General features: G+C 74.3%; 18 protein-coding genes. 3 read left to right on the top strand and 15 right to left on the bottom strand.

Going from position 1 to position 22,350, the window contains the following annotated elements:
* Nucleotides 1-370: 370 nt before the first annotated feature.
* The 3 genes from Cch01nite_RS15350 to Cch01nite_RS15340 all read right to left on the bottom strand — a co-directional run bounded on the left by Cch01nite_RS15350 (nt 371) and on the right by Cch01nite_RS15340 (nt 4,302).
* Entirely contained in the window at nt 371-1,309 is a 939-nt protein-coding gene (locus tag Cch01nite_RS15350; protein ID WP_203756853.1) for a tetratricopeptide repeat protein, read from the bottom strand.
* Between the two features lie 69 nt (nt 1,310-1,378).
* Nucleotides 1,379-2,395 (bottom strand): DUF8094 domain-containing protein, encoded by a 1,017-nt coding sequence (locus Cch01nite_RS15345; RefSeq protein WP_203756851.1) that lies wholly within the window; start codon nt 2,393-2,395, stop codon nt 1,379-1,381.
* Nucleotides 2,392-4,302, bottom strand: coding sequence for a hypothetical protein (locus tag Cch01nite_RS15340; RefSeq protein WP_203756849.1), 1,911 nt, complete (start codon nt 4,300-4,302; stop codon nt 2,392-2,394). The genes Cch01nite_RS15345 and Cch01nite_RS15340 overlap by 4 nt, the downstream gene beginning before the upstream one ends.
* Before the next feature lie 255 nt (nt 4,303-4,557).
* On the opposite strand from Cch01nite_RS15340, the gene Cch01nite_RS15335 reads away from it, so the two are divergent.
* Nucleotides 4,558-6,999 carry a hypothetical protein gene (locus Cch01nite_RS15335; RefSeq protein ID WP_239070670.1) on the top strand — a complete coding sequence of 814 codons (2,442 nt, stop codon included), beginning with the start codon at nt 4,558-4,560 and terminating at the stop codon, nt 6,997-6,999.
* A 10-nt stretch (nt 7,000-7,009) separates the two neighbouring features.
* The gene (locus tag Cch01nite_RS15330; protein ID WP_203756848.1) at nt 7,010-7,435 is read left to right on the top strand and encodes a hypothetical protein; all 426 of its coding nucleotides are present in this window, start codon (nt 7,010-7,012) and stop codon (nt 7,433-7,435) included.
* Nucleotides 7,436-7,456: 21 nt separating this feature from the next.
* Here Cch01nite_RS15330 and Cch01nite_RS15325 read toward each other — a convergent pair whose 3' ends face one another.
* From Cch01nite_RS15325 to Cch01nite_RS15285, 9 genes are all read right to left on the bottom strand, one after another.
* A complete protein-coding gene (locus Cch01nite_RS15325) occupies nt 7,457-8,251 on the bottom strand; it encodes an alpha/beta fold hydrolase (RefSeq protein ID WP_203756847.1) in 795 nt (264 codons plus the stop codon).
* Nucleotides 8,248-9,096 (bottom strand): alpha/beta hydrolase, encoded by an 849-nt coding sequence (locus Cch01nite_RS15320; protein WP_239070667.1) that lies wholly within the window; start codon nt 9,094-9,096, stop codon nt 8,248-8,250. Before Cch01nite_RS15320 ends, Cch01nite_RS15325 begins: the two co-directional genes overlap by 4 nt.
* A gap of 15 nt (nt 9,097-9,111) precedes the next feature.
* Nucleotides 9,112-9,957: an HAD family hydrolase gene (locus tag Cch01nite_RS15315; RefSeq protein ID WP_203756845.1), complete on the bottom strand. Its 846-nt coding sequence runs from the start codon at nt 9,955-9,957 to the stop codon at nt 9,112-9,114.
* Between the two features lie 9 nt (nt 9,958-9,966).
* Nucleotides 9,967-10,272 carry an Rv1322 family protein gene (locus tag Cch01nite_RS15310; protein ID WP_203756844.1) on the bottom strand — a complete coding sequence of 102 codons (306 nt, stop codon included), beginning with the start codon at nt 10,270-10,272 and terminating at the stop codon, nt 9,967-9,969.
* Between the two features lie 100 nt (nt 10,273-10,372).
* Nucleotides 10,373-11,821: a glycoside hydrolase family 1 protein gene (locus Cch01nite_RS15305; RefSeq protein WP_203756843.1), complete on the bottom strand. Its 1,449-nt coding sequence runs from the start codon at nt 11,819-11,821 to the stop codon at nt 10,373-10,375.
* 202 nt (nt 11,822-12,023) lie between these two features.
* Nucleotides 12,024-14,318: an alpha-xylosidase gene (yicI, locus tag Cch01nite_RS15300; protein ID WP_203756842.1), complete on the bottom strand. Its 2,295-nt coding sequence runs from the start codon at nt 14,316-14,318 to the stop codon at nt 12,024-12,026.
* A gap of 31 nt (nt 14,319-14,349) precedes the next feature.
* A complete protein-coding gene (locus Cch01nite_RS15295; RefSeq protein WP_203756830.1) occupies nt 14,350-15,231 on the bottom strand; it encodes a carbohydrate ABC transporter permease in 882 nt (293 codons plus the stop codon).
* The gene (locus Cch01nite_RS15290; protein ID WP_203756827.1) at nt 15,231-16,211 is read right to left on the bottom strand and encodes a carbohydrate ABC transporter permease; all 981 of its coding nucleotides are present in this window, start codon (nt 16,209-16,211) and stop codon (nt 15,231-15,233) included. Before Cch01nite_RS15290 ends, Cch01nite_RS15295 begins: the two co-directional genes overlap by 1 nt.
* A gap of 67 nt (nt 16,212-16,278) precedes the next feature.
* Complete coding sequence (locus Cch01nite_RS15285) at nt 16,279-17,598, bottom strand: ABC transporter substrate-binding protein (protein WP_239070660.1); 1,320 nt, start codon at nt 17,596-17,598, stop codon at nt 16,279-16,281.
* A 263-nt stretch (nt 17,599-17,861) separates the two neighbouring features.
* Between Cch01nite_RS15285 and Cch01nite_RS15280 the strand changes: the two genes are divergently transcribed.
* On the top strand, nt 17,862-18,866 hold the full coding sequence (locus tag Cch01nite_RS15280) for a LacI family DNA-binding transcriptional regulator (protein ID WP_203756823.1): 1,005 nt from the start codon (nt 17,862-17,864) through the stop codon (nt 18,864-18,866).
* A 2-nt stretch (nt 18,867-18,868) separates the two neighbouring features.
* Here the strand turns inward: Cch01nite_RS15280 and Cch01nite_RS15275 are convergent, their stop codons facing one another.
* From Cch01nite_RS15275 to Cch01nite_RS15265, 3 genes are all read right to left on the bottom strand, one after another.
* Entirely contained in the window at nt 18,869-20,116 is a 1,248-nt protein-coding gene (locus Cch01nite_RS15275) for an N-acetylglucosamine-6-phosphate deacetylase (RefSeq protein WP_203756821.1), read from the bottom strand.
* Between the two features lie 141 nt (nt 20,117-20,257).
* Nucleotides 20,258-21,640, bottom strand: coding sequence for a YndJ family transporter (locus Cch01nite_RS15270; protein ID WP_203756808.1), 1,383 nt, complete (start codon nt 21,638-21,640; stop codon nt 20,258-20,260).
* A complete protein-coding gene (locus tag Cch01nite_RS15265; protein ID WP_203756805.1) occupies nt 21,637-22,293 on the bottom strand; it encodes a TetR/AcrR family transcriptional regulator in 657 nt (218 codons plus the stop codon). The genes Cch01nite_RS15270 and Cch01nite_RS15265 overlap by 4 nt, the downstream gene beginning before the upstream one ends.
* Nucleotides 22,294-22,350 lie beyond the last annotated feature (57 nt).

The following is a 22,350-nucleotide window of genomic DNA, read 5'->3' as shown; positions in this document are numbered from 1 at the left end:
CCGTTTCGGTCTCTCGACCCGCCCGGAGGCAACCGTTCTAACTTAGCGGAACCGGCCTGCCGCGTCAAACTTGCCTGTCAGGCGAGTTTTCGGGGCGGAACCAGGTTCCAGGTCCGGACACTCCTGTCGACCGGCGATCGTGTCGCCGGTCGGAGTGTCCGAGGCTGTCTGCCCGGGGGACCAGCCACCGAGTTGATCTTCGGTGTCCGTTCCTCCCTGCCGGGCGACATCGAGAACATTACGCAGCGCCCGCCGAGAAGAGCAAATCCGCTCCCCGTGACGCCCGTCACCGCCACCGTACGAGCGTCCAGCCGGGCGGCCCGCAAGCCGCTGACCTGCGAGGACAGTGCCCGACGGGACCCGACGGAGCTCAGTAGAGCGCGCTCGCCATCGCGCGGCGCGCGCTCACGACCCTCGGGTCGTCGCCGCCGACGACCTCGAACAGGTCGACCAGCCGGAGCCGGACACGCTCACGGTCGGCTCCGGACACCGTGCGCAGCAGGTCGACGAGCCGTCCGAACGCGTCGTCCACCTGTCCCCCGAGCACGTCGACGTCGGCGACCGCGAGCTGGGCGTCCACGTCGTCCGGTCGACCGGCGGCAAGGTCCCGCACCGCCCGCAGGTCGACGTCCCGCGTCCGGTCCAGCAGGGCGACCTGCGCCAGGCCCGCGCGCGCGAGCGAGTCGCGGGGGTTCTCCTTGAGCGCCTGCTCGTAGGCCGCCGTCGCCGCCGGCAGATCGTCGCGCTCGATCGCGTCGTACGCGGCCTGGTGCAGCGGCGGGAGGTCGGGCTCGGCGGCCGGTGGCGTGCTGTCGTCCGGGCCGGCGGGCGTCACGCGCCCCGTGATGCCGTTCGCCTCGGCGGCGGCGAGCACCTGGTCGACGACGGCCCGCACCTGGTCCTTGGGGTAGGCCCCCTGGAACAGGGGCAGCGGCTGGCCGGCGAGCACGGCGACCACCGTCGGCACGGACTGCGCCTGGAACGCGGCGGCCACCTGAGGGTTCGCCTCCGCGTCGATGCGGGCGAGCAGCCAGCGCCCGCCGTCCTCCTCCGCCAGGGCGGCGAGGTCCGCGGCCACCGTCGAGCTGACCTCGCTCCACGACGCCCAGAGCACCACCACCACGGGGTGCGACGTCGATCTCTGGACGAGGTCGCCGAACGACGCCTCGTCGACGTCGAGCACGTACGCGCCCGGTGCGGCCAGCCCGCCGGGAGTTCCCGGCGGCGGCGTCGCGGGCCGGGCGAGGGCCGACAGGTCGACCGCGCCCCGGGCGTCGAGACGAGGTCGTGGTCCGGTGGGCTGCGACATGGGGCGTCTCCCTTGGGCGGTGCGCGGCACCGTCGGTGGCTCGGGTCGTGGAGTTGTGGGTGGTGCCGGTCAGCTCGCGGACGCGGACGTCACCGCGTGCTCCGCCGCCAGCACCTGCACGGGTGCACCGCTGCCCGCGGGGGGCACGTACATCACGAGGACGTCGCTGAACGTCCGCACGAAGGCGGTGCCGGCCGACTGCGTGCCGGTCAGCGCCGCGTAGAACGGGTCCTGGATGGGGATCGTCCCACCCGCGACCGTCAGCGTCACGGTCGACACCGTCGTCAGCTGCCCGACGACGAGCGCTCCCCCGTCGACGGTCGCCAGGCTCACCTGCGGGGCCGGGTCGGGCGTGTACGTCTCGGTCGCCGTTCCCGCGGCCTCGACGCCGGCCACGGTCGCGGCGCGGGCAGCCTCGATGCCCGCGCGGAACGCGTCCGGCGCGAACGTCGCGGCGTACGGGGATGCCGCACCGTTCGCCAGGAGGTCCGCGTACTGCGCCAGCGCCTCGGTCGGCGTCACGACGAGCCCGGTCGCGTCGGGCGCGAGCACCGCGCTGCCCGTCGCCGGCGCCGCCGTCGGCGGCATCTGCACGCCCTGCCCCATCCGCGCCCAGCCCCACAGGCGGTACGGCTCGCGCGGAGCGGACTGCTGCAGCGCCAGGATCCGCGGCGCCTGCAGGTCGTCCGGCTGCGTCGTCACCACGAGCTGGGTCCGCGGCCACGTGGTGGTCTGCGGCACGATCTGCACCTGCGCCGTCGTGGGGAGCACCGTCGGCGGCTTCGCGCCCCCCGTCGCCGTCGCGCGGACGTACTCCGCGGACCGGACGGCCAGGGCGGGCCCCTCGACGCGCGGCGGCAGCGCGCTCGCGTCGAGCGTCGCGTCCGCCGCGGTCAGCACGGCGCCGAGGTCCGTGAGCACGTCGTTCGACTGCGCGACGGTCACCGCCGCGGGCGCCACCGGCGGCACCGGCTCGGGATCGGGCTGCGGGAGCGGGCTGCCGCACGCCGCGAGGACCGACACGAGTGCGACCGCGAGGCCCGCGGCGATGCCGCGACGACGGTGGCCGACCGGGTTCCGGGTCATCGGTCCTCCTCCCTCGTCGTGTCCTGCTGCGCATCCTGCTCGAGCGGCGGCAGGCCCCATGCCCGCCGCCACGCGTCGCCTCGCGATCCCGCCGGGTCCCCGGGCTCGGCGCCGGACGGACCGCGAGCGGCGCCGCCCGGCGGGGGCTCCTGCAGCCAGGTCGGTCGGTGCGTCGCGTGGGGGACGTCGGGTCCGCCGGTGCCACCCGACGCCGGGACCGACCTCGCACCCGGACGCGGCGGGACCGCCGACCACGCGGGCGCCCGGTCGGACGCTCCCGCACCGGAGGTCCCGGCGCCCGGTGCGCCGCCGCGTGACGGGGTGGTCGGCCCGCCGGGTCCGGGCGCGCCCGCGCGGGGTGCACCGACGACGGCGCCGGGCGTCGGAAGGGACGGCCCACCCGCCGGGGCTCCGGGCCGCGTGACGGGGATCGGACCCGTGGCCCAGGCGGGGCGGCCGTGGGCCGCGTGCTCGGCCGGGCCGCTGCTGAGGCCTCCTGGGCGGCCGGGGCCGGAGGTGGCCGGGCCGGAGGCGGCCGGGCCCGAGGTGGCCGGACCCGAGGTCGTCGGGCCTGAGGTGGTCGGGCGTGAGGTGGTCGGGCCGAAAGTCGTCGGGCCGCCGGAGCCGGTGCCTGGGCGCGGTGCCGAGCCTTCCGCCGGCCGGGACCCGGCCGCGGCGGAAGGAGCTGCTGAGGTGGTCCGCGCCGCCGGGGTCCACCCCTGGGTGCGGCCCGGCGTCGGGGGCGGGGACCCCGCCGGGCCGGCCCCGACCGGCGACGAGCCCCATGGTGACGACGGCCCGCCGGCCGGCGTGTCGGACAGCGTGCCCGACGCGCGCGCCTGGTCGGCCGGGCTCGGCGCGGGACGGGCCGCCGCGTCGGCGGGTCGGTCGGAGGTCGTCCCCGCGGGCACGACCGGCTGCGAGCCGGTGCGCAGCGCACGGCGGCTCGACGCCGCCGTCACCGCCGTGAGCCCCGGACCGTCGGCGTGCGTCGCGGCCGGGACCGGCGGGCGGGCACCCGCCGGCGTACCGACCTGGGCCGGCACCTCGGACCCCCGGTCGCCCGACGGGTTGCGCGGGGCGGCGGGGGCGGTGACGCCGGACGCCCCGGCGGCAGCCGCCTCACGCAGCTGCCGACGCGTCAGGGGCTGCCCCGCACCGGTGGGTGCCACGACCGGCGTGGGGCCCGTCGTCACGTCCCGCCACTGCGGACCGATGATGCCCGCCCGCCGGCGGAGCCACTCGCGCAGCAGGAGGCCGGCGGACAGCAGGACGAGCAGGCCACCGACGACGACGCACGGCCAGAGCCACGGGGTCGTCACGACCCGCGGCCAGGCGAGGGAGAGCGTGGGGGCCGCAGCGCTCTCGGGGCTCACCGCGAGGAGGCTCCACCGGCCGGGCTGCGCGTGCCACACGAGCGTCGCGCTCCCGTCGCCCTGCGACTCGGCGACCCACATGTCGTTGCCCGTCGGGTCCGCGACGGTGGACACCTCGGTCGGCGCCTCCCCCGGAGCGGGCGTCGCAGCCGGGTCGGCGGGCGGCGCCGCGGCGTCCGACGGGGACGGGGAGGCGGTCGGGGCCGCCTCCACCCCCGTCACGGCGAGCCGGTCCCAGGAGGACAGGCCCGTCACGCGGTCGTGCGCGTCGGTGCCGACCCAGCCCTCGACGTCGGTGTCGCGGCCGACCGCCAGCACGACCCGCCCCTTGTCGGGGACGCGCACCGTGATCGTCACCGGGTCGCCGCCGAGCTCGAGGACCCCCGGGTCCGTGACCAGCGTCCGCGACTGGCCGCCGGACTCGGCGACCAGCACGTCGTCCGCCCTCCAGACCGTCGCGGAGGCGATGCCGAGGCCGACGACGACGAGTCCTAGGACGCCGACGCCGGCGGTGAGCAGTCGCTTGAGCACGCAGGATCCTCCCGGGACGAGAAGCCCCAGGATAGGCAGAGGGGCCCGCTCCGTCCGAAACGGGCGTCTTGGCGGGCACCTCGACCGGCGCGGACGCACCGGACATCACGCCCACCGCGAGCACGGTCCAGCACGGTTGACGCGAGGCGCCACGGCGCTTGTCACGCGTATCCTGACGGGCGGGATCCGGCCGTCGACGAGCGCCTCGACCGAGACCGCACCGCGCCGGGACCCGCGCGACCTGGAGGACCCCTCGTGCCCGACGCCCGGACCCCGTTCCCCGTCGTCAACTTCCGCGGATACGAACGCGAGTCTGTCGACGCCCGCATCACCGCGCTGGAGAAGGCCCTGGCCGACGCGCGTCAGCAGGTCGAGGCGCTCGACGCCAAGACGCTGCAGGCCGCGGGCGAGCTGTCCGAGGCGCACCGGCAGCTCCGCGAGGCCGAGCGTCCCACCTACTCGGGCCTCGGCTCGCGCATCGAGCAGCTGCTGCGCTCGGCCGAGGAGCAGTCGTCCGACGTCGTCACGCAGGCGAACGCGCAGGCGGCCGACTCGCTCGCGCGCGCCAAGCTCGCGTCCGGCCAGCTGCGGGCGCGCGCCGAGAACGAGGTCGCCGAGCTGCTCGCCACGGCACGCCGCGAGGCGGAGGAGGTGCGCACCACCGCGTCGTCCGAGGCGGAGAGCACGCTGCTCGCCGCCCAGCGCCGCGCGGAGGAGCTCGTCGGGTCGGCGGAGCGCGAGGCCGCGCGGATCCAGAGCGCCATCACCACCGAGGAGGCCGAGCGCCGCAGCTCGCTCGAGCGCGAGCTCGGCACGTTGCGTGCGAGCGTCGAGCACGAGGCCACGCAGCTGCGCGTCGCCACCGAGCGCACCGCGAGCGAGCTGCGGTCCCGCACCGAGGCCGAGACGACCGAGGCCCGGGAGAGCGCCGAGCGCTACGCGCAGGACCTTCGCCAGAGCGCCGACGCCGACACGACTGCGCTGCGCCAGCGCATCGAGTCCGAGCTGGCCGGCGCCCGGACCGAGGTGGACCGGTACGTCGCCCAACAGCGGTCGGACGCCGCCCTCGAGATCGGCACCGCGCGCCAGGCCGCCGCGGCCGAGGTCACGTCGCTGCGCGTGCAGACCCAGGAGTACGCGGACAACGTCCGGGCGACCGCCGAGCGCGAGGCCACGGCCCTGCAGCACCGCGTCGCCGCGGAGGTCGCCGCGCTGCGGACCGAGGCGGAGCAGTACGCCGCCTTCGTGCGTGCGAGCGCCGAGCGGGAGACGGGCGAGCTGCGGGCGGCCACGTCCGACGAGCTCGCCGTGGTGCGGACCGAGGCTGAGCAGGCCGTCGTCGCGCTCCGGACCGAGGCCGAGCAGTACTCGGCCGAGCTACGCGCGCAGGCCGACCGGGAGACCGGCGAGCTGCGCGAGCGCACCGCGCACGAGACGAGCGCCCTGCGCGACCACACCGAGCGCGAGACGAGCGAGCTGCGGGACGTCACCGAGCGCGAGTCGGCGGAGCTGCGGGCGGCGACCGAGCGCGAGACGAGCGAGCTGCGGGAGCGGACCCGCCTCGACGTCGAGCGGGCCCTCACCGAGGCGCGCCGCACGGCGGGCGAGCTGCTCGCCGCGGCGAAGGCCCAGGCCGACGAGCAGACCGGATCCGCGGAGCGGCTGCTCGCCGACGCGGAGCTGACCATCGCGTCCCGTCGGGAGGCCGCCGAGCGCGAGGACGCCGAGCGTCACGAGACCGCCCGGGCGGAGACCGAGCGTCTCGTGCGGGACGCCGAGGCGCACGCGGCGGAGGCCGAGGAGCGGGTCGCCAAGGCGCTCGCCCAGGCCGAGAAGGTGCGCACCGACGCGGAGTCCCACGCCCGCGAGCTGGTCTCCAACGCGCGGCGGAACGCGGACCGCGTCGTCGCCGAGGCGCGCGAGCACGCCGAGAAGCAGATCAACGACGCCATGACCGAGTCCGAGCGCGAGCGCACGACGGCGACCCGGCAGGTCGAGGACCTCAACCGCCAGCGCGAGTCGATCACGTCCTACCTCGACGAGCTGCGCAACCTGCTCGGGCACAACCCCGACCGGGCCAGCCTCGAGCGGGCGGTGCGGGCCGAGGCGGCCTTCGAGAAGGAGCAGGCCGGCGGCACGTCGGGCAAGGGCGCTCCGGCGGGCAAGCCGGACGCCAAGGCACCCGCGCAGGGCAAGGGTGCGGCACCGGTCGCCGCCACGGCAGCTCCGCCGTCGGGCACCGCGGGAGCCGACGCCCCCCGGACCCCGGCCCCGGCCGCGACCGGCTCGTCGCCGTCCGGCGCGGTCGCAGCAGCGAAGGAGCCGGCCCCGGCGCCCGCGAAGGAGGCACCGGCCGCCAAGGAGGCACCGGCCGCCGAGGCGGCACCCGCAGGCGCGACGAGCGACGCCGCAGCGGGCGGCTCCGACCGCTCCGCCGGTGCCCCGGCCGACCGTCCGCAGCCCGCCCCCGCCAAGGCGCGTCCCGCCCCACGGACCAAGGCCCGGCCCGCGCCCGTCTCCGCGGCGATCCCTGTGGTCACCGCGAGCGCGCCGCAGGACACCGCGGCCGACCGGTCCGACGAGGCAGGCTCCGACAAGGCGGCGGCGCAGGAGACGACGGCCGACGCCCCCGAGGGCGACGGCGGCGACCGGGGGTCCGGGAAGACCGCCGGGGACACCGCCGCGGCGCAGCACTGAGCGGCGCACGGTGACGTCGGACCCCGATGCCGCCGCACGCTGGCGTGACGACAGGCGGGCCGCCGCGCAGGCGCACGCGGACGCGCTCGAGAGCCGGCGCCTCGCCGAGTCGGCGCGCGCACGTGAGCTGATCGCGGCGTTCGTCCAGGAGGCGACGGTTCACGGCCCGGCACCCGTCGAGCTGCGGGCCCGCAGCTACGACGGGCGCTCGAGGTTCCGGACGCCGCTGCGCGGCTGGTACCTCCGGCGTGACGAGTCGCTCGCGGTCGACGTCGACGGCGCGTTCTACGTGCTCACGGCGCCGTCGAGCCTCGGAGCACGGTTCCGTGGCGTGACACCGGCGCCGTCCGACCCGCCGCTCGTGCTCGGTGCGGGCGGCAAGGACGGCGAGTCGCTGGACCTCGTGCAGGCGCTGGACCGGGTGCTGCACGGCTGACGTCGCCTCGGCGACGTCCCCTCAGGCGGTCGTCGACGCCTCGGTGTCGGTGCGTTGCGCCAGCTCGCCGAGCGCGTCGGCGACGGCGGCGGGCTGCTCGAGCGCGGACATGTGCCCGGCGTGCGGCACGACGACGAGCGCCGCCTGCGGGACGGCGGCCGCCATGTGCTCCGCTGCCGCGACGGGTGTGACGGTGTCCTCGTCGCCGACGAGCACGAGCACCGGACCGGTGAACCGGCGCAGCACGTCCGTCCGGTCCGGGCGGGCCGCCATCGCGCGCTGCGACCAGGCGATCCCCTCGGGTCGCTGGTGCTCGATCCAGCCCGCGAGCTCGTCGACGAGCTCCGGCCGCGAGGTGCGGCTGGTCTCGCCGAGCAGCCCGGTGGACATGGGTCGGACGGGCGCCACGGTGCCGCTCTGCTCGGCCTCGTCGGCGATGCGGAGCCGGTTGGCCCGGGCGTCGTCGGTGTCGGCCGTCGACTTCGTGTCGAGCAGGCCCGCGCCCGCGACCAGCTCGGGGTGCCTTTCGAGCAGGGCGAGCACGACGTACCCGCCCATGGACAGGCCCGCGACGACCGCGCGGTCGAGGCCGGCGGACCGGAGCTCGGCGGCGACCCTGTCGGCCGAGGCCTCGATCGACGGCTCGGGGAGCGTCTCGGCGTCCGCGGGGGTGCCGGGCAGGTCGACGGCGAGCACGGGCCGCTCCCCCGGGACGAGCGCCGCGACGGCGTCCCACATCCGGTGGTCGAGCGGGAACCCGTGGAGCAGCACGAGCGGCAGCCCGGCGCCGTCCGTCCGGTACGTGTGCAGCGTCATGCGTCTTCCTCCCCTGCGGGGGCCAGCCCGCTCGTCGCGGTGCTGCTCGGCCCGTCCCAACGCGTCGGCAACGGAGAGGACCCAGGCAGGACGTGCGCGACGACCTCGTCGAGCACGCGCCGGACGGCGGTCTCGCCGACCCACAGGTGCTTGGCGCCGTCGACCCCGATCACCTCCGCCTGCGGGACGCGGGCGAAGCGCGCGCGGGCCTGGTCGGGCTGCAGGTAGTCGTCGTGCTCGGGGACCAGGACGACCAGCGGCTTGCCGAACGCCGCCCAGGCGTCGAGGTCGGCGTCGGTGGCGCGGTGCAGCGGCGGCGACAGCAGGATCGCGCCCTCGATCGACGGGTCGCGACCGTGCATGAGGGCGAGCTCGGTGCCGAACGACCAGCCGACGAGCCAGCGGTTCGGCAGGTCGTGGAACTCGGCGAACTCGATCGCGGCGTGCACGTCGAACCGCTCCGCCGCCCCGCCGTCGAAGGCGCCCCCGCTCGTGCCACGCGGGCTCGACGTGCCGCGCGTGTTGAACCGGAGCACCGCGAGACCCGCGAGCGCGGGCAGGCGCCAGGCCGCCTTGCGGAAGACGTGCGAGTCCATGTAGCCGCCGTGCGTCGGCAGCGGGTGCAGCGTCACGAGGGTCGCGGTCGGGGTGGCGGGGGCGCCGTCCGGGCCGACCGGGAGGGCGAGCTCGCCGACGAGCGTGAGGCCGTCGGCGGTGTGGAGCTCGACGTCCTCGCGGAGGGCGGGCAGGACCGTGAGCGAACGGATCGGGGTGCCGTGCTGGTCGGCACGCTGGTCGGCGTGCTGGACGGCGTGCTGGTCGGCGTTCTCCGTGTGCGTGCTCATCGGCACGAGCCTAGGTCAGCGGTGTCCCGCGCTCGCGTCGGCCGCCAGCGCCGCGGCGAGCTCGAGCACGTCGGCGGCACCGTCGTCGGCGTTCGACGCGCACCGGTCGGTGGCGGCGGCGAGGACCTCGGGGAACGCGTTCGCGACGGCGAACGAGCGGCCGGCCCACGTGAGCATGGGGAGGTCGTTCGGTGCGTCACCCATCGCCCAGACGTCCTGCGCCCCGATGCCGCGTGCGGTGGCCCAGCGTGCGAGCGTCGCCGCCTTCGTGACACCCGGGCCGGAGATCTCCCCGAGCCCGACGGCTCCCGAGTCCGAGACGAGCGCGACGTCGCCGAGCACGTCGGCCAGGTCGAGCGCGAACGACGGTCCGCCCGGGCGAGAGGTACGCACGAGCAGCTTGAACGTGGATGCCGTCAGGACGTCCTCGATCCGCTCCGCGACCGCGCTGCCCGACGGCACGGGGTGCTCCGAGCGGAACCCTGCCTCGGCGGCGAACCCGTCGGCGCTCTCGACGGCGAGGTGCACGTGCTCGACGCCCCACGCCTCACGGAGCTGGCCGGCGACCTGTGCCACCAGCGCCGGCGGCATGCCGTGCTCGCTGAGCACCGACCCGGTCGTGACGTCGACGACCGCGGCACCGTTGGCGCAGATCGCGACGCCGTGGCCCGCGACGTGCGGGGCGAGCTCGGTGAGCCAGCGCGGCGGGCGGGCGGTCACGAACACGACGTCGATGCCGAGGTCCGCCGCGCGCTCGAGGGCGGCGGCCGTGCGGGGGGCCAGCGTGCCGTCCGGTCGCAGCAGCGTGCCGTCGAGGTCGGAGGCGACGAGCCGGGGCGGGCGGGACGGCTCGGGGGTCACGCGGCCACGCTAACGCCTCGTGGGGCCGCGTCGGCCCCGGGCCTGCCAGCAGGACGAGTGCCAGTGCCGGCGGTCGTCGAGGGCCTCGCCGAACAGCCCGTCGGACCTCCACGCGACGACGTGCGGCGTCCCCGGCGTGACGAGCTGGTCGCAGCCGGGGCAGCGGAACTCCCGGTCCGAGCCGCGGACCTTCTGGACCACCCACTCGCCGTCGGGTGCGCTCTGCGCGGTGCGACCGCCGGTGGCGCGGTCGAGGTCGAGCTCGACGTGCTCGGCGCCGTACGGACGCTTCGTCGAGCGTCGGCTGCGCGGCATGGGTCCATCCTCCCCCGGGCCTGTCCCGGACAGCAGGACGACCCGCCCCCGCGGCGGCGGGGACGGGTCGTCGGCTCGTGCGGCCGGGCGATCTGGCGGGTCAGAGCGAGGCGGCCGTCTCCGCGGGGGCGACGGTCCCGGTGCGGATGAGCTCGCGGTACCAGAGGCCCGAGTCCTTCACGGTGCGCTCGTGCGTGTCGTAGTCGACCCGGACGACGCCGAAGCGGCGGTCGTAGCCGTACGCCCACTCGAAGTTGTCGAGCAGTGACCACACGAAGTAGCCGCGCACGTCCGCGCCGGCCTCGATGGCCTCGCCGACGGCGTCGATGTGGTCGTGCAGGTACGCGACGCGGTCGGCGTCGTGCACCCGACCGTCCTCGCTGACCGTGTCGTAGAACGCGGCGCCGTTCTCCGTGATGGCGAGCGGCAGGTTCGGGTAGCGGTCGCGCAGCTCGAGGAGCAGGTCGACGAGGCCCTGCGGCTCGATGTTCCAGCCCATCGCCGTGTGCGGGCCGGGCTGCGGCAGCCACTCGACGTCGTCCGCCCCGACCCACGGGGTGTGCTCGGAGACGCGGTGCCCGTCGGGGCCCGGCGTGCCGGGCTCGAGGTCCGGACCGGTCCCGTGCTTCACGCGGCCCGTCGCGTAGAAGTTCACGCCGAGGACGGCGAGCGGGATGTGGATGAGGTCGAGGTCGCCGTCGAGCACGAAGCCCCAGTCGGAGATGTGCTCGGTGTCGGCGAACACCTCCTTGGGGTACTCGCCGCCGAGCAGCGGGCCGAGGAAGACCTCGTTCGCGATGGTGTCGATGCGACGCTTGGCCTCGACGTCCTCGGGCGCCTCGGTCGCGGCCCGCGTGACGTGCAGGTTGAGCGTGATCGAGATCGGGGTGTCGTCGCCGAGCACCTCGCGGATCGCGCGGCCCGCGAGGCCGTGCGCGAGGTTGAGGTGGTGCACCGCGGCGAGGGACTTGGCCGCGTCGGTGACGCCGGGGGCGTGCACGCCGGACGCGTAGCCGAGGAACGCCGAGCACCACGGCTCGTTGAGCGTGGTCCACAGGTGCACGCGGTCGCCGAGCACCTCGGCGAGCTTGCGCGCGTAGTCGGCGAACAGCAGCGCCGTGCGCCGGTTGGCCCAGCCGCCCTCGTCCTCGAGGGGCTGCGGGAGGTCCCAGTGGTACAGCGTGACGACGGGCTTGATGCCCGCGTCGATGAGCCGGTCCACGAGGTCGGAGTAGAAGTCGAGGCCGGCCTGGTTGAACTCGCCCGAGCCGGTGGGCTGGATCCGGGGCCATGCGACCGAGAACCGGTAGGCCTGCAGGCCGAGGTCCTTCATGATCGCGACGTCCTGCGGGACCCGGTGGTAGTGGTCCACGGCCACGTCGCCGGTGTCGCCGTCGAGGACCTTGCCGGGCGTGCGCGAGAACGTGTCCCAGATGGACGGCTGGCGGCCGTCCTCGTCGTGCGCACCCTCGATCTGGTACGACGCGGTGGCCGAGCCCCAGAGGAAGTCGGCGGGCAGCTGGCGTCCGGACGGGCGCGTGGTCGGCATGGCGGTCCTTCGGGTCGGCGGAGGCGGGGGGCGGCGTCGGCGTGGAGCGGTCGACGCGGGGATGACGCTGCGGCTCTGCGAAATGTCGAATCGATACGATACACCCGTGGGATCGCTCCCGCGACCCCTCGTGCGAGGACCTGGGCGGGCCCCCGGGACGTGCGCGGGCACCCCGGACAGGCTCCGGGGCGCCCGCCACAGGTCAGACTGCGAGCTCCACGATCGTCCCACCGGCGGGCACGGACGCGTGCACGCCCGCACGGCGCGGGCCGGGCTCGACCTGCACGTGCCACGCGCGCGTCGTGCCGCGCGCCTCGACGGTGACGGTCCGGCCCGTGCGGCGCACGACGAACGTCGCACCCTCACCGCCGTCCGGCGCCGGCACCTCGACCACGGACCGGTGCCCGTCGGGCAGGCCGAACAGGCGGAGCGTGACCCCGTCCACCCAGTCCCCGTCGGGGCGGTCGGTCCGCGCCGCGACCGGGAGCACCGCACCGGCCCGGACGTACACCGGCGCCGACAGGAAGTCGTGCCGCTCGTGCACCCAGCGGGGCCCGGTGACCTGCTCGCCGGTCAGCAGGGACGTCCACTCCCCCTCCGGCAGGTAGACGTCCACGTCGCCCTGCTCGCTGAACACCGGCGCGACGAGGATCTGGCCGCCGAGCATGTACTGGGTGTCCACCGTCGCGGCCCCCGGGTCGTCGGGAAACTCGAGGACCATCGGGCGCATCACGGGGATGCCCTGCTCGTGCGCCTCGGCACCCACCTGCGCGAGGTACGGCATGAGCGCGTGCTTGAGGTGCGTGAACTTCCGGGCGACGTCCACGGCCTCCTCGTCGAACGCCCACGGCACGCGGTAGGAGTCGGAGCCGTGCAGCCGGCTGTGCGACGACAGCAGGCCGAACACGAGCCACCGCTTGAACACGGCCGCGTCCGGGGTGCCCTCGAAGCCGCCGATGTCGTGGCTCCAGAACCCGAAGCCCGACGACGCGAGCGACAGGCCGCCGCGCAGCGACTCCGCCATCGACGTGAACGTGGACTCGCAGTCGCCGCCCCAGTGCACGGGGAACTGCTGGCCCCCGGCCGTTGCCGAGCGGGCGAACAGCACCGCCTCGCCCTCGCCGCGCTCGGCCGTCAGGACGTCGAACACCGCCTTGTTGTAGAGGTGCGTGTAGTAGTTGTGCATCCGCTCCGGGTCGGAGCCGTCGTGCCAGACGACGTCCGTGGGGATCCGCTCGCCGAAGTCCGTCTTGAACGCGTCGACGCCCTGCCCGAGCAGCCGGCGCAGGTGGTCGGAGTACCAGGCGACCGCCTGGGGGTTCGTGAAGTCGACGAGGCCCATGCCGGCCTGCCACTGGTCGGTCTGCCACACCGAGCCGTCGGCCCGCGTCACCAGGTAGCCGCCCGCACGGCCCTCCTCGAACAGCGCCGAGCGCTGCGCGATGTACGGGTTGATCCAGACGCACACCTTGAGGCCGCGGGCGTGCAGCCGGGACAGCAGGCCCTCGGGGTCCGGGAACGTCGCCGGGTCCCAGGTGAAGTCCGTCCAGTGGAAGCCGCGCATCCAGAAGCAGTCGAAGTGGAAGACGCTCAGCGGGATGTCCCGCGCCGCCATGCCGTCGACGAACGACATCACCGTCTCCTCGTCGTACGAGGTCGTGAACGACGTCGACAGCCACAGTCCGTACGACCAGGCGGGCACGCGGGCGGGCCGGCCGGTGAGCGCGGTGTACCGGCGCAGCACGTCCTTCGGCGTCGGGCCGTGGATGACGTAGTACTGCAGCGCCTCGCCGGCGACCGAGAACTGCGTGCGGGACACGACCTCGGAACCCACCTCGAACGCGACCTTGCCCGGGTGGTCGACGAAGACGCCGTACCCCTGGTCGGACAGGTAGAACGGCACGTTCTTGTACGCCTGCTCGCTGGCCGTGCCTCCGTCGGCGTTCCAGATGTCGATCGACTGGCCGTTCTTCACGAACGCACCGAACCGCTCCCCCAGGCCGTACACGTGCTCGCGCACGCCGAGCGTGAGCTGCTCGTGCACGTAGGGGTCCCCCGCAGCGTCGGTGACGACTCCGACGCTGCGGGGGGTCGAGGACGTGAGCACGCGGCCGTCGGCCTCGAACTGCACGCCCCACTCCCCTCGGGTGGACACCCGGGCGGTGAGGCCGCCGGCGCGGAACGTCGCGACGCCGTCCTCGTCCTGCTCCGGGCCGACCACCTTCACGTCCGCGCCGGTCCTGGCCAGCTCGAACGCGGGTCCTGCGTCCACACCGCCGGTGTGGTGCTCGATGCGGACGCCGATCACGTCGTCCATCGGGCTGCTGAACGTCACGGTGACCAGCGGCCTGTTCAGGGTGTCGCCGCGCGTCGCGAGCGGCGCCGTGGCGGCGTAGACGGTGAGCGTGTCCTGCTCGACGCTCACGTCCGCGACCGCGCGCGGGTGCAGGACGCGGACGCCCGGGAGGTGCTGCCAGTAGCCGTCGGTGAACTTCATGCCTGTGCCTTTGCTCGTGTGCCGTACGAGGTCACTTCACCGAGCCCGCGGTCACGCCACGGGTCAGGGTGCGCTGGAAGAGGAGGAAGAAGACGACCGCGGGGACGAGCGAGACGAGGGCCCCGGCATTCGTCGTCGGCGCGTCCATCATGCGGTCGCCCTGCAGGGAGGCGAGGGCCACCGGGATCGTCTGGGTGTCGTTCGTCGTGAGCATCACCAGCGGGATGAAGAACTCGTTCCACGTCCAGATGAAGAAGAAGATCATCAGCACCGACAGCGTGGGCCGGACCACTGGGAAGACGACCTTCCACAGCACCTGCCAGCGGCTCGCGCCGTCCAGGGCCGCGGCCTCGAGCAGCGCCTTCGGGAACGTGCCGAGCACCGAGCTCAGCAGGTACGTGCCGAACGCCGACTGGATGACGGTGAAGATGATGATCACCGACCACGGCGAGTTCGACAGGCCCACGTCGGAGGCCATCGTGAACAGCGGGTAGATGAGCGCTTCCTGCGGGAGCATCGTCGCGAGCAGGAACAGCGTGACGATCCACAGCCGGCCCTTCACACGGCCGACGCCGATCGCGTAGGCGTTGAACAGCGACAGCAGCGTCCCGGCGATCGCGACCGCGCCCGAGATCCAGATGGAGTTGACGAGCTTCTGCGGGAAGTTCACACGCGTCCAGAAGTTCGTGACGCCCTCCGTGTAGAACTCGTGCGGGAGGCTCAGCGGGCCGTTCTGCGAGTAGTCCGCCGGGGACTTGAACGCGTTGAGCAGCATGATGAGGAACGGCACCAGCATCGCGAGGGCGACGAGGGCCGCGAGGGCGAGGACGACCCAGCGGGCCGTGCCGCGGTGGTGCCGGCTCTTGTTCGCGGTGGCGGGGACGGGCCGGGCCGTCAGCGTTGCGGTGGCCATCAGCGACCCTCCTCCTTGCGCTCATAGCGCGCCTGCAAGACCAGGATCACGGCGGCGACGACGACGATCACGAGCGTGAGCACGTTCGCGACGGCGGCGCCGTAGCCGACCTTCGACTTGTCGAAGAAGTTGAGGTACGAGTAGTAGCTCGGCACGAGCGTCGAGCTCTCCGGGCCGCCGCGGGTCAGCACGTAGATCGGGCCGAACACCTTGAGCGCGGCCACCGTGCAGGTGAGCACCACGACGAACGTCTCGGGGCGGATCTGCGGGACGGTGATGGCGCGGAACCGCCGCCACCAGCCCGCGCCGTCGAGCTCCGCCGCCTCGTACAGCTCGGGGTCGACGCGCTGCAGGGCCGACATGAACACCACGACCGGGTAGCCGATCTGCACCCAGATGAGCACCAGCATCACGCTCGGCATGGCGGTGGTGGGCGACCCGAGCCAGTTGGGCGGGTTCTCGACGCCCCACGACCGCAGGATCTCGTTGACCGCCCCGGTCTGCGCGTTGAGGATCCAGTTCCACAGCACGCCGGCGACGGCGATCGGCAGGATCTGCGGCAGGTAGTACGTGGCCCTCAGTACCGTCGCGCTCCGTCCGCCGAACGTCTTGCCGATGTAGTCGAACAGCACGGACGCCAGCAGCAGGCCGATGAGGGTCGGGACGACGACCATCGCGACGATCATCGAGATGGAGTTCCGGAACGACGTCCAGAACTGCTCGTCCTGCAGCAGGTCCTGGTAGTTCTGCAGCCCCACCCAGTGGTGGGGGGCCATGCCGCCCTTCCACTTCTGGAAGCTGAGGATCACGTTCTGCACGAACGGGATCCCGATGACCACCGCGAAGCCGACCGCTCCGGGGATCAGGTACGGCAGGTACGGGACCCATCCGGGCCGGCTGCGACGCGGCTTCGTCGGGCCCGCCGGTGGGGTGGCGGTGGTCGACGCGCTCTCGGCGCGCTCGATCGACTCGAGGGTCATGAGGTTCCTCCGTCCGGGAGAGGTCCGGGGCCCCGGGCGCGGGTGTGCTGCGCCCGGGGCCGTCGGATCACTCGCCCAGCAGGTCCTTCTTGCCGGACTCGTACGCGTCCTGGAGGCCGTCGAGCACCTCGTCGGGCGACTTGGACTGGTTCACGAGCGACTGCAGCTGGCTGACGATCACGTCGTAGAACCCGGCGACCGGCCAGTCGGGGTAGTAGGCCAGTCCGTCGTCACCGAGGATGTCGGTGAAGTTCTTGGTGAGCTCGGCGGTCTTCGGGTCGGTGATCTTCGAGACGTCACCGGCGACGGGCAGGCCACCGGCCTGGCCGAGCACGTCCTGGACCTCGGGCCGCAGGGTGATGTCGATGAAGTCCTCCGCGAGCGACTTCGCTTTCGCGTTGGTGGGGACGACCCAGATGTTGCCCGACGAGCCCGGGTGCAGCGTGTTCTCGGGGAAGAGCGTCTGCGACCAGTTGAACTTGATCTCGCTGGTCAGGCGGCCGAACCACCACGAGCCCGAGACCATGACCGGGTAGGTGCCGTCGATGAACGACACCCCCATGTCCTCCGCCTTGAGGCCGGCGGAGTCGGACGCGATGTAGCCCTTCTTGACCCACTCGTCGAGCTTCTCGGTGGCCTTGGTCATGGCGTCGCCGTGCCAGTCGACGTCGTTCTTGAAGAGCTGGTAGTCGTCGACGAGCGTGCGGTCGCCGTAGTGCAGCACGAGCTCGTACCAGAGCTGGCCGAGCGGGTACTCGGCGCCGGCCTCGGCGAGCGGGGTGATGCCCTTGGCCTTGAACGCGGCGAGCGCCTGCTCGAAGCCGTCGAACGTGGTGGGGACCTCGATGCCGTTCGCCGCGAACATGTCGTCGTTGAGGTAGACGCCGACGAACTCGCCGTAGTTCGGCACGCCGTACCAGTCGCCCGAGCCCATGAGGCCGTTCTCGTCGTAGGTGGCGGTGGTGGCCAGGGAGCCGCTGAGCTTGGTGTCCCAGCCCTTCTCCTTGGCGACGTCCGTCAGCGAGGTGAGCAGGCCCTGCGAGGCGAGCTGGCCGGCGGTCCCGTTGCCCTTGTTGTACTCCATGACGTCCGGCACGTCGTCGCCGGTGAGCACGATCTTGGCGTTCTTCTGGATCTGCTCGAACGTCTGGTGCTCCAGGTCGACCGTGACCCCGGGGTGCTCGTCCTTGAAGATCTCGATGGCCTTGTTCCAGGCCTGGCCCATGGCGGACTCGTCGTTCTCGTAGTGCCAGATCGTGAGCGTCTTGGCGTCGGCACCGTCGTCGCCCGAGCTGTCCGAGCCGCCGCTGCTGCAGGCGGCCAACGCGAGCGGCGTCAGGAGGGCGGCGGCCGTGACGGCCGCCCAACGCCGTGTGCTGATCCTCATCCGGGGTCTCCTCATCGAGTGGATGGCTGGGCGGGAACGCCCTGTTGCGTCGAAGCGCTTCGATGACATTAGCGCGCGGGTTTGTCGGTGTCTAGGCGATCTTTGATACTTGAATACGGACATGCTCGCGCGCTAGCGTCGAAGCGCTTCACCGACTCGCGACGCTGCGAGCGAGGCGGTCGACCGTCCTGCGCGCACGGCCGGATAGGGTGACTCCCGTCCCAGGCGGTGCGCCCGGGCAATGACTTCAGGAGGGTGCCGCCGTGACCACGATCGACGACGTCGCGCGCGCCGCCGGCGTCTCCGTCTCGACCGTGTCCTACGCGCTCTCCGGCAAGCGGCCCATCTCCGCCCCCACCCGGGCTCGCGTCGAACGGGCCGTCCGCGAGCTCGGCTACCGGCCCCACGCCGGCGCCCGGGCGCTCGCGTCCCAGCGCACCAACGTGCTCGCGCTCATGGCCCCGCTGCGCGTCGACGTCAACGTCGGCGTCATCATGCAGTTCGTCACCGGTGTCGTCACCCGCGCCCGCGACTTCGAGCACGACGTCCTGCTGCTCACCCAGGACGACCTCGCCGGCGTCGACCGCGTCGCGGCCGGCTCGATGGTCGACGCGCTCATCATGATGGACGTCGAGGCCGAGGACCCGCGCCTGCCCCTGCTGCGCCGCCAGAAGCAGCCCGCCGTGCTCATCGGCCTGCCACGCGACCCGCAGGGCCTGTCGTGCGTCGACCTCGACTTCGAGGCTTCCGCGCGGCTCGCCGTCGATCACCTCGCGGACCTCGGCCACCGGCAGATCGCGCTCGTCGGGTCACCGCACCTCGTGCTCGAGCGACGCACCACCTACGCGCAGCGCATGGTCCACGGCTTCACCACCGAGACGGCGCGACGCGGCATCGCCGGGCTCTTCGTGCCGTGCGAGTCCTCCCACGCGGGCGCCGTCGACGCGGTCGACCGCGTCTTCGACCAGCTGCCCGACGTCACCGCGCTCGTCGTGCACAACGAGGTCGCGCTCCCCGTCGTGCTCGCCACGCTGCGCGAGCGGGGCAAGGAGATCCCCCGCGACATCTCCGTCGTCGCCGTGTGCCCCGAGGACGTGGCCGTCGGGCAGCAGCAGCCGCTGACGGCCGTGGACATCCCCGCCATGACCATCGGCTCCGTCGCCGTCGACATGGCCGCGGCGCGGCTCGACGGCGACCAGCCCGCCGAGACCCGGCTCCTGTCCCCGGTCCTCACCGTGCGCGCGAGCACCGGGCCTGCGCCGGCCTGAGGTCAGGCGTCGGGCAGCCACCGCCCGCCCCGCATCACGCGCACCGGACGCAGGTCGGCGTCCGTCACCAGCAGGTCCGCACGACGCCCGACCACGAGCGCGCCGATGTCCCGCCGTCCGAGCACCTCGGCAGGCGTCGTCGCCGCCGCGCGGACCGCGTCGACCAACCCGATCCCCGCGGCGACGACCTGACGCACCACGTCGAGGAGGTGCGCCACTCCCCCGGCGATCGCGCCCGACGCACCGGCGTCGTCGACGATCCGCGCGACCCCGTCGGCGACCCGCACGGCCATCGGGCCCAGGCGGTAGTCGCCGTCCGGCATGCCCGCGGCCGCCATCGCGTCCGTCACCAGGGCGATCGCGTCCGCGCCGACGACGTCGAACACGCTGCGCACCGTGCCGTCCGCGAGGTGCGTGCCGTCCGCCACCAGCTCCACGACCAGCTCGCCCCGCGCGCCCGCCGCGAGGCAGGCGGCGATCGGGCCGGGGTCGCGGTGGTGCAGCGGACGCATCCCGTTGAACAGGTGCGTGGCGGTCAGCCGCACGGCGCGCGTGGTCGACGAGGCCGCGAGCAGGTCGAAGCCGCGGTCGACCGCCGCGTCCACCTGCTCCGCCGACGCGTCCGTGTGCCCGATCGACGGCACCGCACCCGCCGCGACGAGCGCCGCGAGCACGTCGTCCGCGTCCCCGCTCCCGTCGGCGACCCCCGGGACCTCGGGCGCGACCGTCATGGTCACGAGGTGACCACGGGCGGCCCGCGCGACGTCCGCGACGAGCACCGGGTCGCCCGTCAGCATGTCCGTCGGGTTCTGCGCACCGCACCGGGCGGCGGACAGGAACGGGCCCTCCAGATGGATGCCCGCGATCTCGCCGGCGTCGGCCAGGTCCGCGAGCAACGCGGTCCGCGCGAGGAGCACGTCCCGCGGTGCCGTGACGAGCGACGCCACCAGGCTCGTCGTGCCGTGTCGCCGGTGCTCGTCGACCGCGCGCCGCACCGTCTCGGCGTCGGTCGCGTCGGGGAAGCTCGCGCCACCCCCACCGTGGCAGTGCAGGTCGACGAGCCCCGGGAGCACGGACGCCGTCGGCTCCGCCGCCGGCGCCGGGCCCCAGTGCTCGGGCAGGTGCTCCGCCGGGCCGACCCACGTGAGGACGCCCTGCTCGACGACGACGACGCCGTCGTCGAGGACGCGGGACGGGGTCACGACCCGGCCGCGGACGAGGGAACGGTCGGGCTCGGTCTCAGCAGTCACGCCGTCATCCTGCCGTAGGCGTGGCGGTCTGCGCTGCGCTCACCGGCGACGGCCTCCGCCGCCCCGCCGGCGCCGCTCCCGAGGCCGTCGGGTGCGCGTCGACGCCGGTCCCGCGCCGCTCCGACGTCCCGACCGTGGCGCTCATCGGGCTCCCGCCCGGACCCGTCGAGCGCCGTCGCCCGCCCGCCGGACGGCGACCCGGCGCGCTCCTCGGGCGAGGAGCCGGACGTAGAGCCGTTGCCCGACCACCACCAGCGGTCCGAGCGCCCGCACCCAGCCGACCGCCGGCGTCGAGTACGCGACCACGACGAACCACAGGCCGACGTCGTCGAGCTCGACCGTGAACGCCTCCTCGCCCCGGAACAGGTGCCCCGGGAGCGTGCCGTAGCCGAACCCGTCGGGCGTGGCCCAGACCACCCGGCACGGCTCGGTCACCCGGAACGGGCCGGCTCCGATCGAGGTCTCGACCCGGGCACCCGGGACCGTGCGGCCGCCCTCGATCCGCACGTCCACGCCGGCGGCGGCGTGCACCCGGCCCGTGCGCAGCGCCTCGCCGACCCGGTCCCTGTCGCGCTCGTCGGCACCGGCGAGGACCAGGTGGCGGACCTGGAGGCTCCGGAAGCCCGGCGGGCGGTCGCCCGTGCGGGTGCCACCCACCGGGGTGTACGTCAGCTCGTCGGACCCGCCGCGGGTCCCGGCCGCCGACCCCACGATCCGGAGCGCCAGCAGGACGCAGACCACGACGGCTCCCGCGTTGAGGATGCCGTGCGTCGCCACCATCCAGCCGAGGTCGGGGTGCGGCAGCCCGGTCGCCTCGCCCATCGCCCACCACAGGGCGAGCGTCATCGACACGACGACCGCCACCGTGAGCGCGCGTGCGGCGCGCGGGTGCACCCGTCCCCGGCCGAGCCCCGACGCTGCTCCGGCCGCGCACCACAGTCCGGCCGTCAGCAGCACCGCGCCGACGAGCTCGACGCCGTCGGACACGAAGTACCCGAGCAGCACGACGAGAACCCCGACCGGCGCGGCCACCGCCCCGACCGTTCCGGCCAGCGACGGCACCGCGCGCGCCAGCAGGCCGGCGACGAGACAGGCGCCGAACCCGGCGAACAGCATGTGCGGGACGGTCAGGGCGAGGTAGTCACCCGAGAACCCCAGCAGACCCCACCCGGCACGCTCGGCGACGAGGGCCGCCGCACCGGCCGCGGGCGTCGCGAGGGACACCACCGTGCAGGCCGTCCAGGGACGACGCCACGGTCCACGCACCGTGAGCCGGGCGGCGCACCCGGCGAGGAACCCGCACGCTGCGGCGAACGGGACGGCGAGCAGCGCGGCGGCCGGACCCACCGGCAACCACACCGCGACCCCGGCGAGGATGCCGACGACCGGCCATCCCGCGGCCGAGGACCGGGGCACGACGTCGTCGCCGAGCAGACGCAGGCCCGCCGGCAGCACGACCACGGCACCGAGCGCCACGACGACTCGGACCACGTCGAGCGCCAATGGGTCCAGCGGGGCTGTCATGCCCGGACCGTCCGCACCAGGCCGAGCAGGTCGTCGACCGCGCCGCGCAGCACCGGCAGCCGGCTCAGTCGCACGAGGCGGCCGACGAGGGGCGCCGCCCCCTCGACGAGCGCACGCGTCCGCCGCGCCCCCGGCGACCCGTCGTGGACCCAGAACAACGTGACGCCGAGCTGCGCGAGCCACAGCAGCTCCGGCAGCTCGCCTCGCAGCGCCTCCGGGACCGCGGGCGTCGCGCCGTCGACGACCTCCCGGTACAGGGCCTGGCTCAGCTCGCGGGCCTCGGCCGACGCCGGCGAGAACGGGCTCGCGGCCGAGCCCGGGCGGATCGCGACGGTCACGAACTCGCTGCCGAACGCGTGGTAGTCCCCGAACGCGTCGACGCTCGCGAGCAGCACGGCGCGGAGCCGGGACGTGAGGTCACCGCCCGCGTCGAGCGTCGCGCGGACGCGGGCGGCGTGGTCGCGGTTGACGTCCAGGTACAGCTCCTGGACCAGGTGGTCCTTGGACGCGAAGTGGTAGTAGGCGTTGCCCGTCGCGACGCCGGCCTCCTCCGCGATGGCCCGCATCGTCGTCGCGGCGTACCCGCGGTCGCGGAACAGACGCAGGGCGGTCGCGCGGATGTGGGAGCGGGTATCGAGCCTGTCGTCGGCCATGACAAGAGTTGAACATGTTCAGTTGAACATGTTCAAGAGGTGGCCGATGTGACCCCC

The sequence above is a fragment of the Cellulomonas chitinilytica genome, from assembly GCF_016862675.1.
GTDB classification, from domain to species: domain Bacteria; phylum Actinomycetota; class Actinomycetes; order Actinomycetales; family Cellulomonadaceae; genus Cellulomonas; species Cellulomonas chitinilytica.
Note: the sequence above shows the minus strand (reverse complement) of the source record. Positions and strands in the feature narration are given on the sequence as shown.